We start from the raw sequence: 12069 nt of genomic DNA on the forward strand, positions 1-12069 counted from the left end.
GAATCATGTTCGATAACCACAGGGGAGTCATGTTTGATCACACCACAGTAAGTAAAGTGTGGGAGACTAGCGAAATGTATTTTATACAGCTAGTTAAGCTCGTTTTATAAAAAATACATGTGCTAAATGCAAAACATGCAGTTAGTTTGCCTGAATGGAGCGAATTCGTCGAAATAGCTTAAATCTAAATGTAGGTTTTGCAGTTGGTTCCCTCTAACACGGTCAAAACCGATGAACTAGTTGCATGAATCGGTTCAACCCCCTAAGTTTGGACACTTTCCACATCATACTTAGGAAATCACATTATAGCGCAATTTTCTTTGGGTTAATCAAGCCCGCGGTGACTAAACGCAAGTATTCCTTGGGCGGCCAATCGTAGAGACTGCCGTGGATGCGTTCTGTGTTGTAGTATCGAATAAATCGGTCGACCACTGCAAAAGCCTCTTCGTAGGTTTCAAAACAATTCCGCTGGTAGCATTCTTGCTCTACAATGCTGTGGTACGACTCAATAAAAGCATTCTTGTTTGGCGTTTGGTTGGGGTTCCTTTCATGCTCTAACCCCGCTTGCTCGCAAAAGGCATGGAACGCTTTGCTAATGAACTGCGGCCCATTATCCGTCCGGATCACCAACTTGTGTTCTTGTTCGTGGATTCTACGTTTAAAAAGCGCCTTCTGGATCGTACGCAAAATGTCTTCTGTGCTGCAGACCTTTCCACGGTAATGGGCGACAATGCTCCGGTCAAACACGTCAATGATGCTGGCCAGGTAGAAATGTCGGCGTTTGCCGGCTACGTAACCATACTTAATATCCATTTGCCATAGCTGGTTTGGTCCGCTCACAATACGGTTATTGGCGAGCTTTTTAGGTACGGGGTTTTTCAACTCTCGCTGTGGATGGAGAATCCCCATTTCTTTGCAGAGACGGTAGGTCTTCTTTTTGTTAATAATTAGCCGGTATTTTCGCCGCAACAACGTCGTCAGCTTCCGATAGCCGAAGGCAGCGTTAAGGCCTTGAATCAAGCGTCTGAGGTATCCTTTAATGCGAGCATCTCCTACCTTTTTTCCATCCTTGTCATAGGAGAAGCCTGGAACAGGCCGACCGCTGCTGACTGGCTGCTGGCGTTCAGGATGCTTTAGGCGATAGTAGTAACTTGAACGTGGGACTCCACATAGAAGGAGCACCTTTTGAACGGGATACCCTTGCTGAATCCAATAGATAGCTACTTCCAATCGGGATACTTTTTTTTTACCAGGTCTCGTAGAATGCTGTTCTCGAGCTCTTTTTCGCCTAGTAGCTTCATGGCATCGTTGTATTTCTTCTCTAGTTCCTTGAAATTGGCTGCATCCTGCTTCATTTTTTCTGCATCGTTTTGCTTCTTTTTCATAAGGTCACCCACCTCATCTTGATACTGGCGAACCCACTGGCTTAACGTTCTAGGAGACATTCCATGCTTCCGGGCTACTATCTCCGTCCGATAACCCGAGAGCACCTCTACCACAAGCTCCTTCTTCGTTTCATTGGGGCACCTAAATCGTCTTTTCATGGATTCTAACTCCTCACTCATTTTAGTGTATCTGAGGTGGATTAGAGTGTCCAATTGGATTAGGGGGCTAAATAGGAATTACATCTAGTACCTGATCCTGACCATCTAGATCCAGCCATAAATCCGTAGTTTAATTTACTGGAGAAAAAGACTCCCAGTCCAATTAAAGGGCTGTGAGGTTCTTGTAAGGAGCTGTGAGGTTTTTGCAACATTCGCATGATGGATGGAGCAGTTACATCAGAAGGAACAATTTTGATAGTTTGATCAGCAGTTTTTGTTTCATCTTCATTTTTAACGTTCTTAATTTCATGCCTAGATGCCCCTCTTTTAGTGGTAACCCGGTTTTGTCATAATAGAGACGCGGAAGGGACAAGTCAATCGATGGAAAGTAGAGCAAACAGAATAACAGAATAAGAGTAACAGAGTAACAGAGCAACAAAGCAACAAAGCAACAAAGCAACAAAGCAACAGAGCGACAAAGCCACAGAGCAACAAAGCAACAGAGCCACAGAGCAACAAAGCAACAGAGCAACAAAGCAACAGAGCGACAAAGCCACAAAGCAACAGAGGACAAAACCATAGAGCAACAGACTACAAAATAGCAGAGTAAAAAAGTGCAAAATAACAAATTAACAAAATAACAAATTAACAAAATAACAAATTAACAAAATAGCAAAGTAGCAGAGTAGCAGGGTAAAGGTTAAACACCGGGGGGGCGTTTGATTTGCGAAGGAAAATGGTACGTTTGTTGAATGATCTTAAGCTGAAGCACAAGCTGCTGATTACTTATATCGTGGTCGTTATGCTGCCCGTCTTGATCGTGGGCGGGGCGGTAACGGGTCATTTTCGCCAGCAGGCGATGGAACGCGCGATTGAGCAAACTACGAACGACGTGAAAAAAATCAAGACCCAGCTGGAGAATATGCTTCGTGTGCCCACGGACCTGTCCAACACCTTTATGTTCGACAAAACGCTGGAAAGAATGGCGACTACCCAGTATCCCAGCGTATTTGAGCTGACCAAGGCCTATTTGAGCTACGACGATTTCAAGGAATATGTTCAGCTATACCGCGGGATTTCTGCCATTCGATTCTATTATGACAACCCGACGCTCATTAACAATCTGGAGCTGATTCCGCTGGAGGAGGCGACCCGCTCCGCGCTGTGGTATCAGAGAGCGATGGAAACGAAAAGCATAGGCTGGTTCTATGTTGCGGATGGCGATGATTTTCCAGCCCGGAAACTGAGCCTAGTCCGGCAAATTCCTTTTCCTGAGCATCGTTCCAGCGGGGTGCTGATGATCGTGCTGAACCAGGAGGAATTGAACCGGATGCTGGGCCAGGAACAGTTCGAGACGCTGATTTTCGATGAGCAGGGTTATATCGTGGCAGGCAAAAATCCAAATCTGGTAGGCAAAACGATCCATCAGCTCGATTACGGGATTGATCTGCACCAGCAGCCAAGCGGTGCGCACAAAATGGAAATGCAAGGCGAGCCCTCCTACGTGGTCGTCGAGGATTTGATTCCGGAATCGAGCATGAACGGATTGAAAATCGTTTCCGTCTTTGCGACGAAGGCTATTGTCAAGGACGCCAATCAGGTTAGCCTGCTCGGCCTGCTGTTTATATTGCTCGTGCTGTTGATCGCGCTGTTATTTGTGTATATCGTCTCGTTCCTGATGACGAACCGGCTGCTGCGTCTCAGCCGCCATTTCAATCGGCTGGCGCTTGGCGATCTTGCCGTGGTGTCCTCTGTCGACGGGAATGATGAGATCGGGCAGCTGTCGCGGCAGTTCAATTACATGGTGGAGAGCATTAACCTGCTTATGAACCAGGTCGTTGAGAAGACGGAGCAGAACAATGCGCTGGAGATCGCCCAGAGGGAGATCAAGCTGAAGATGCTGGCCAGCCAGATCAACCCGCATTTTCTGTTCAATTCCCTGGAGTCGATTCGGATGAACGCTCATATGAGGGGGGAGAAGGAGATAGCGAATGTCGTCCGGCTGCTGGGGAAATTGATGCGCAAAAATCTGGAGGTAGGCAGAGATCAAATTATGCTGAAGGAAGAGCTGGAAATGGTTCGTTCCTACCTGGAAATCCAGAAATTCCGCTATGAAGACCGGCTGGAGTACGAGTTAGTTATAGATCGCAAGCTAGAAGGCATTTTCATGCCGCCCCTGATCATTCAGCCGCTTGTGGAGAATGCCGTCGTACATGGCGTGGAGAATAAGGAAGGCGGAGTCCATGTCAAGCTGCTCATTCAGGCCGCGGACGACTATGCGGAAATATCGATTCAGGACGATGGCATGGGCATGACGCTGGAGCGGCTTGAAGAGGTCAGACGATCAATGGCTGGAGCTCATGCCGCGGTGGATAACCGCATTGGCCTAGGCAATGTTCAGCAGAGGCTGGTCATGACCTTCGGCGAGCAGCACGGCTTGAAAATATCAAGCGAATATGGCAAAGGAACAGAGATTACGTTTACGATCCCGCTTCGCCGGGAACAGGTCTAATGGTTTGGCGGATGAATGTCTAATTTCTATATGGTTTTCTCTGAAATCTGTCGGGTATTCCCCGATCTCCTTCTGGTTTATCTTAAATATATAGTCAGAAAGGGGGATTGGACAGATAAATGAAGACGCTCTCAGCGCAAGCCGATACTAGAAATGTAAGCGTAACCCCTGATCCGTCGAAGAAGCGGAAGAAAGGTTTTTGGCGAACAGTAGTACGGCAAAAATATCTTTATATGATGTCCTTGCCATTCGTAATTTGGTTGTTCGTTTTCAACTATTTGCCGATCTGGGGCTGGACGATGGCGTTTCAGAACTATAAGCCGTCCAAGCCGTTTTTCGATCAGAAATGGGTCGGTTTCAAGAACTTCGTGGACCTGTTCCAGGACGAGAGGTTCTATCTTGTACTCAGAAACACGCTGGCGATGAGCGTCATGGGATTGATCGCAGGCTTCATTATCCCCATCGCCTTTGCAATATTCCTGAATGAACTCAGGGGTAAATATTTCAAGAGAACCGTACAGACGGTATCCTATCTGCCCCACTTCGTCTCTTGGGTCGTTGTGGCGGGGATTATTACGAAGATGCTCTCCCGGGACGGCGGGATTGTGAACGAGCTGTTGCTTGCCCTTCATATTATAGATGAACCCATCCAGTTCATGGCGCAGGGCAAATGGTTTTGGGGAATTGTAACCGTTTCCGATGTATGGAAGGAGACCGGCTGGAACGCGATCATTTATTTGGCGGCCATCGCTGGAATCGACGGGGAGCTGTATGAGGCAGCCAAGGTGGATGGCGCGGGCCGCTTCCGGCAAATGTGGAACATTACGCTGCCGGGGATAAGAACGACCATTGCGGTGCTGCTGATTATGTCGATCGGCCATTTAATCGGGATCGGTTTCGAGAAGCAGTTCCAGCTCAGCAACTCGCTCGTAACGGATTACTCTGAGGTACTGGACATGTATGCGCTTAACTACGGGATCAATATTGGCCGCTTCTCATACGGCACTGCTATCAGTATGTTCACCTCCGTCGTCAGCATCATTCTGCTGCTCACGGCGAACGGCATTATGAAGAAAACAACGAAAGAAAGCATCATGTAGGGGAGGGAGCAAGATGGCGACGTCAAAAGCATTTAACGCAACCAAGGCGGATAAAATCTTTGATATTTGCAACATGGTGATCATGGCCATGATCTTGATCGTTACATTGTATCCCTTCCTGAACGTGCTCGCGATTTCGCTCAACGATTCGACGGATACGGTGCGGGGCGGCATCTATATCTGGCCTCGCGAATTTACTTGGGAAAACTACAAGACGATCTTCAGTTATACCGGCCTGATTCAAGGCTTCAAAATATCGATTCTGCGTACGCTTACTGGAACCATTTTAGGGCTTATCAGTTCTTCTATGCTGGCGTATACGCTGAGTCGCCAGGACTTCCAATCCAGAAAATTTATTTCTACATTTCTGGCGTTAACTATGTATGTTTCTGGCGGATTGGTTCCGACATATATGCTTATGCGTCATTTGGAGCTAATCGGTACGTTCTGGATTTATGTTCTTCCGGGAATTGTGAGTGCATTTAACGTCTTCGTTATCCGCTCATTTATTGATGGATTGCCGTATGCCCTGCAGGAGTCAGCGACATTGGATGGGGCAAACGACTTCACGATCTACTATAAGATAATCCTTCCGCTATGTAAGCCTGTTTTGGCTACGATAGCCTTGTTCCTGGCAGTTGGACAATGGAATTCTTGGTTTGATACCTACTTGTATAATGGCAACAAGCCTCATCTTACGACGCTGCAGTTTGAGTTGATGAAAATTCTGCAGAGCACGAACCAGGGGGCTAATATGATCAATGCCAATGATATGGCGAATCAAATGGCACAAGTATCTCCAGAGTCAATCAAGATGGCGATTACGATCGTCGTAACGCTCCCTATATTGTTCGTATATCCGTTTCTGCAGCGCTATTTCGTATCGGGAATGACGCTCGGCGCTGTTAAGGCGTAAATCGGTTACGGATTGAATAGTACAGTTTAGTATGAGTTTAAAATGGCGGAGCTGTACTAAGAATAAATAATATTTTTTCTAAATCCAGGATTGTAAGCACTTACTTTAATCGCGGTATACGCAGGGACAGCCTGTTATACAAATATAGCTGTGATTATGTATGAGGGGGAATGTAGAATGAAGAAGTGGAAAAGTCCCAAGACGATCGTTGCTCTTCTGCTGGCAAGCATGTTGCTGCTTAGCGGCTGCGGAAGCTCAGGCGGTGACACGAAAAATGCAGAGAATACTAATACGGGCAATACGAATCAAGGCGCTGAGGCGGAAGCAGATACGAGCCCGATCACCTTTACGTTTTTCGGGGCGGACGCAAGTCCGAACTGGAATAACATGCAGGATGATATCGGCAAAGTCATCACGGAGAAAACAGGTGTAACGATCGAAGCTGAGTTTGACGTCGGCAGTGGTGGCGGAGAGAATAAAATTGCGTTGATGGCTGCCAGCGGCGACGTACCTGATCTTATATTTGCCAAAGGAAGCTTATCCACTCTTGTAGACGCAGGACTTATTATTGACATGGCTCCGCTAATTGAAGAACATGCTCCAAATATCAAGAAAATTTTCAGCGAGAATATGAACCGCCTAAAATACAGCAACGAAGATCCAGCGATTTATTCTTTGACGACAAATATGGGTGTTGATCAGGAATCTTTTGATGCTATTGGAGGCTTTGAAATCCAGCAGCGCGTATTGAAAGAGCTAGGTTATCCGAAGGTTCGTACCGTCAAAGATTTCGAAAACGTATTGAAGCAATATGTAGAGAAGCATCCGACTACCGACGGACAGCCGACGATTCCACTTACACTTAACGCTGATGATTGGAGAATTATGATTTCCGTAACAAATCCGGCATTTCTGACGACAGGGGCACCGGATGACGGTGAATACTATGTGAATCCGGAAACTTATGAGGCTATTCTGCACTATAAACGTCCGGAAGAAAAGGAGTATTTCCGTTGGCTGAACCATATGTACAACGAGGGATTGCTTGATAAAGATTCTTTCGTACAAAAAGATGACCAGTATAAAGCTAAAATCGCCAGCGGCCGCGTTCTTGGTCTCATTGATCAGGAATGGGGATATCAGGATGCTGAAAATGCGTTAAAAACAGCTGGTAAAGATGAATACACTTATGCACATTTTCCTGTAACATTGACTGAGGATTATGTTGACCACTCCTTCCAACCGGCAGGCGTTGACGGCTATGGCCTCAGCATAACAACCGCTTGTAAAGATCCGGTTCGCGCTATAAAGTTTCTCGATTGGCTAGCCTCCGAGGAAGGTCAAATTCTTAGAAATTGGGGTATTGAGGGCAAACATTATAATGTTGAGAACGGTGTTCGGGTAATTCCGCAAGAAATTCAAGATAGAAAAGTTAATGATGCAACTAACTTTACGAAGGAATCCGGGATAGGCTTGTACTTGGCTATGAGTGCCCGCTATGGCGATGGAGTTAAAGATTCTACTGGAAACTACTATACGACGAATTTCCCTGAGCAAATTGTTGCCGGCTATACTGAAGCAGAGAAAGAAACTTTAAAAGCTTACGGCGCAACGACCTGGAAAGATCTGTTCCCGCAAGAGAGCGAGTTTAAAGCGAAGGAATGGGGCGCATTGTACAACATGCCCGTTCCAACGGACGGCGATTATCAAATCATCTTCCAGAAGACAAAAGATATCGTGTGGAAACGCATTCCGGAGGCTGTACTATCCAAGCCGGATCAATTCGACAAAATCTATGATGATTTCCTCGCTGAACTTGACAGAGCAGGCGCAGAAAAAATGGAAGCCGAGTATACGGAGCTTGTTAAAGCAAGAGTGGCTCTGTTTACAGGCAAGGACATTAAATAATTCAGCGCTTAGTTGAGCTGATTTGATGAAACTGGATAGCTTTAATCAGGAAAAGGCCCGTAATTACTCGGGCCTTTTCTCTAAGTTTGTACATACGGAGGGAGCAAATGGGTAGAGAGCAACATAGAGGATGTGAGGACGTCAAGCTATGGTATAGCCACCCTGCAGCCCGCTGGGAAGAGGCGCTTCCTATCGGAAATGGCAGGCTGGGCGGTATGGTATTTGGGGGACACCGCAGCGAGCTGATTGCGCTTAACGAAGATACACTATGGTCCGGTTTTCCCCGTGACACACAAAATTATGATGCGCTGCGGCATTTAAAGCGGGCGCGCGAGCTGATTTTTGCGGGCGAGTACAGGGAAGCGGAACGGCTGATCGAGGCCAAGATGCTGGGCAAGCGTACGGAATCGTACCAGCCGCTGGGCAATTTGAAATTGGAGCATTTGGGGACAGGCGAGATTACGGATTATTACCGGGAGCTGGATTTGGACACAGGCATTGCGGCCGTGACCTATCGTGCTGACGGGACCAGGTTTACGAGGCGGGCATTCGTCAGCGCGGTCGATCAGGTGCTGGTCGTTCGCCTAGAGGCCGAGGGGCAGGGGGGCATCCGTCTGTCTGTCGCTCTGGACTCTCCGCTTCAGCACAGCGTAGGGACATGCGAGCAAGGGAGCGGTCTTGTCCTGCGAGGCCGGGCTCCGAGCCATATCGCCGACAATTATCGGGGCGATCACCCGCAGTCCATCCTTTATGAAGATGGGTTGGGATTGTCGTATGAAGCGCATGTGCGCGTGCTGCACGAGGGGGGAAACGCAGGCGTGGAGGGCGGCCATCTTGAGATAGCCGGCGCTAGCTCGGTGACGCTGCTGCTGGCGGCAGCAACCGATTTTGCCGGTTACCGGGTCATGCCGGGGACGGATACAGGGATTAGCGCAGCCGAGAAATGCAGACAGCCGCTCGAAGCCGCAGCTCAACACGGCTATGACCGGCTGCTCGGCCGCCATATGGAGGATCACCGGGCATTGTTCCGCCGGGTGGAGCTGGAGCTGGATCCGCAGTTTTCCGCGGAAGGCAGCTCCCTGCCGACAGACGAACGACTCAAGGCCTATCAGGGGGGCACGCCGGATCCGATGCTGGAGGCGCTCTATTTTCAATATGGCCGCTATCTGTTGATGGCTAGCTCGCGGCCCGGCACGCAGCCGGCGCATCTGCAGGGAATATGGAATCCGCATATGCAGCCGCCCTGGAATAGCAATTACACGACGAACATCAATACCGAGATGAATTACTGGCCGGCGGAAATCTGCCATTTAAGCGAGCTGCATGAGCCGCTGTTCCGCATGATTCAGGATTTGAGCGAGACGGGGGCGCGAACGGCGCGGATCCATTACGGCTGCCGGGGCTGGACGGCGCACCATAACGTAGACCTGTGGAGATCCGCTGGGCCGTCGGACGGGGAGCCGAGCTGGGCGTTCTGGCCGATGGGCGGAGTATGGCTAAGCCGGCATTTGTGGGAGCATTATGCCTTTAATCAGGATCGGCAGTTTCTGGCGGAGACGGCTTATCCGTTAATGAAAGGCGCTGCGGAGTTCTGTCTGGATTGGCTTGTGCCTGGACCGGGCGGCGAGCTGGTTACCGCACCGTCAACCTCGCCGGAGAATAAGTTTGTGACGGAGGAAGGGGAGCCCTGCAGCGTCTCAGCGGCCTCCACGATGGATCTGTACCTTATCCGGGAATTATTCGGTCATTGCCTGCAGGCGGCTGAGCTTTTGGACATCGACGGGGAGTTTGCCCATCAGCTCGCGGAGGCCTTGGATCGCATGGCCAAGCCGGCAATAGGGCCGGACGGCCGACTGCAGGAGTGGAGCAGGGATTACCCGGAAGCCGAGCCCGGTCATCGCCATGTGTCGCATCTATACGGGCTGTATCCCGGCAATGCCATCACGCCTTCCCGCACGCCGGACTTTGCTGAGGCAGCCAGAAAGACGCTGGAGAGCCGGATCGCTCAAGGGGGGGGGCATACCGGCTGGAGCTGCGCCTGGCTGATCAACCTGTATGCGCGGCTGAAAGACGGGAATACGGCTCATCGTTTCGTGAATACTCTGCTGTCCCGCTCGACGTATCCCAATTTATTCGACGATCACCCGCCGTTTCAGATCGACGGCAATTTTGGCGGCACAGCGGGCATCGCCGAGATGCTGCTGCAGAGCCATGAAGAGACGATTGAGCTGCTTCCGGCACTGCCGGAGGCATGGAAGAACGGCCGGTTCAGCGGGCTTAAAGCCAGGGGCGGCTTCACGGTTAGCGCGGCTTGGGAGAATGGCCGTCTTCGTTCAGCTGAATTGACCCCCACCTTGACAGGATGGTGCTCCGTTCAGTATGCGGAGCCGCTAAGTGTTCAGTCGTCTGACGGAACCATCGTCAGTACAGGGGAACAGTTCTGGACGGAATCGGGCGAGACGTACTTTATTCAACTGCGGAACTAAGGCGCTAAAATTGTTGCGGCCATTTTGCCGGTTACAACCCTTTAGCTCCCAGCGCGCGGGGTTTGCCGCAAGAACAACCTGTTGACAAAGGTTGAAAGAGATATTAAGATGATGCAATCATGCATGGAATAAGGAGAATCACCGATTAGAATCAAGCACCGCCAAAATCCTTAAATGTAAGAGGAGCATATTCTCTGTGCATTTACGGATTTGGTGGTTTTTTGTTTCCTAGAACTGAAAGGGGAGACCTTATGAGCAGAAAATGGTTAACGTTAGGCTTGGCCCTGGCAGGATTATTGGCAGGATTACTAGCAGGATGCTCCTCCGCTTCCTTGCCGGCACATGAAGAGAATTTATCCAGTCAAACTATGTCTGAGGAAGCGCAAGCGGGCGGGCACGCTGAGAGACAAGACCGTTCTGGAGGGGCTGAACAAGCACAAGCAGGGCAGAGCTCTGAACAAGAAGAGCTTGAAGCTGAACCAGGCTTGGAGAGCGATCAAGCGGAGATGGGGCAGAATTCCGCGCAGGAAGGGGAAGAAGTTCAGCTGGAAGCTGAGGCGGATCAAGCAGGGGATCAGCCGATTGTCGGGATTGCGAAGAAGCGAGAGCTGCCTGAAGGGTTTGTTTATGCAGACGAGGTGCTCGAGCATGCCTTCTATGACATTCGCTATTATAGTGAATACAACTTTGTTGGAGAACAAATCGACGGCTATCATGCGCCGTTTGCTATTTTAAGCGTGCAAGCGGCAAAGGCTCTAAAAAAGGCAGAACAAGCGCTGGAGCCGCTGGGCTATTCCTTGCTCATTTATGATGCCTATCGTCCGCAAAAAGCGGTGGAGCATTTCAAGAAATGGGCGGCAGATGAGCAGGATGTCAAGATGAAGGAGGAGTTCTATCCTGACATTGACAAGAAAAATGTGTTCAAGCTGGGCTACCTGTCGCAGCGGTCAGGGCATTCACGCGGAAGTACTGTAGATTTAACCTTGGCCGATCAAGAAACAGGAGAGCCGCTTGACATGGGCGGTATACATGATTTCCTGGGCGAGATTTCAGCACATGATGCAGCAGGCTTGACAGAAGCGCAGACTAAGAACAGACTGCTGCTCAAAGAAACGATGATGGCTGCCGGTTTCAAACCGTACAACAAGGAATGGTGGCATTATACATTGGAAAATGAGCCGTATCCAAAGAAGTATTTTGATTTTGATGTGGAATAGCGATTGGCAGCTGTTTTTTTGCGTGGATCGTTTAATTTAGAGCAGGCGGGGGCTATATCAGCTGCCGCTTTTTTTGTGCTGCAAAAAGTTTTAACGGCAAAGGGATTGAACCTTGTTATTGCCATGCAGCTTAAATAACCTGCATATAAGTCTTTAAAAACTTCATTCATCATCGGATAAGGCGATGTTACTCTTAGAACGAGCAAACAACAGCTATAGACGCTGAGAGCTTTAGAAACGGGGAATTGGAAGCTATGTAAAAATATAAGGAAGGAGGCCAGTTCAAGCTTAAGCCTGTAAACGAAAAGTTGTCTCTTCAATTCCTGCAAAGGACTGGATTTTTTTGAGAGGATAGGTTGTTGGGGATTGGATTAGTTATAGTTCTA

The 12069-nt window shown here is 49.1% G+C and carries 9 protein-coding genes; 7 read left to right on the plus strand and 2 right to left on the minus strand.

All coding sequences use genetic code 11. The features are described 5' to 3' along the window. Positions 1–303 precede the first annotated feature (303 nt). Both BN2762_RS12580 and BN2762_RS12585 read right to left on the minus strand, forming a co-directional pair. The gene (locus BN2762_RS12580) at positions 304–1314 is read right to left on the minus strand and encodes an IS3 family transposase (RefSeq protein ID WP_148499936.1); all 1011 of its coding nucleotides are present in this window, start codon (positions 1312–1314) and stop codon (positions 304–306) included. Further along, positions 1221–1565, minus strand: a complete 345-nt coding sequence (locus tag BN2762_RS12585) for a transposase (RefSeq protein ID WP_230202464.1) — start codon at positions 1563–1565, stop codon at positions 1221–1223. The genes BN2762_RS12580 and BN2762_RS12585 overlap by 94 nt, the downstream gene beginning before the upstream one ends. 703 nt (positions 1566–2268) lie before the next feature. Between BN2762_RS12585 and BN2762_RS12590 the strand changes: the two genes are divergently transcribed. The 7 genes from BN2762_RS12590 to BN2762_RS28070 all read left to right on the plus strand — a co-directional run bounded on the left by BN2762_RS12590 (position 2269) and on the right by BN2762_RS28070 (position 11821). Then, positions 2269–4056, plus strand: a complete 1788-nt coding sequence (locus BN2762_RS12590) for a sensor histidine kinase (protein ID WP_055107317.1) — start codon at positions 2269–2271, stop codon at positions 4054–4056. A 119-nt stretch (positions 4057–4175) separates the two neighbouring features. Beyond that, a complete protein-coding gene (locus BN2762_RS12595) occupies positions 4176–5156 on the plus strand; it encodes an ABC transporter permease (RefSeq protein WP_055107318.1) in 981 nt (326 codons plus the stop codon). A 13-nt stretch (positions 5157–5169) separates the two neighbouring features. Further along, positions 5170–6072, plus strand: a complete 903-nt coding sequence (locus tag BN2762_RS12600; RefSeq protein ID WP_055107319.1) for a carbohydrate ABC transporter permease — start codon at positions 5170–5172, stop codon at positions 6070–6072. 177 nt (positions 6073–6249) lie between these two features. Further along, positions 6250–7980, plus strand: coding sequence for an ABC transporter substrate-binding protein (locus tag BN2762_RS12605; RefSeq protein WP_055107320.1), 1731 nt, complete (start codon positions 6250–6252; stop codon positions 7978–7980). 107 nt (positions 7981–8087) lie between these two features. Next, complete coding sequence (locus BN2762_RS12610) at positions 8088–10466, plus strand: glycoside hydrolase family 95 protein (protein ID WP_055107321.1); 2379 nt, start codon at positions 8088–8090, stop codon at positions 10464–10466. A 251-nt stretch (positions 10467–10717) separates the two neighbouring features. After that, on the plus strand, positions 10718–11683 hold the full coding sequence (locus BN2762_RS12615) for a M15 family metallopeptidase (RefSeq protein ID WP_222861077.1): 966 nt from the start codon (positions 10718–10720) through the stop codon (positions 11681–11683). A 3-nt stretch (positions 11684–11686) separates the two neighbouring features. Continuing rightward, on the plus strand, positions 11687–11821 hold the full coding sequence (locus tag BN2762_RS28070) for a hypothetical protein (protein ID WP_262362812.1): 135 nt from the start codon (positions 11687–11689) through the stop codon (positions 11819–11821). Positions 11822–12069: the final 248 nt, after the last annotated feature.

It is taken from the genome of Paenibacillus ihumii (genome assembly GCF_001403875.1).
Classification (GTDB): Bacteria; Bacillota; Bacilli; order Paenibacillales; family Paenibacillaceae; genus Fontibacillus; species Fontibacillus ihumii.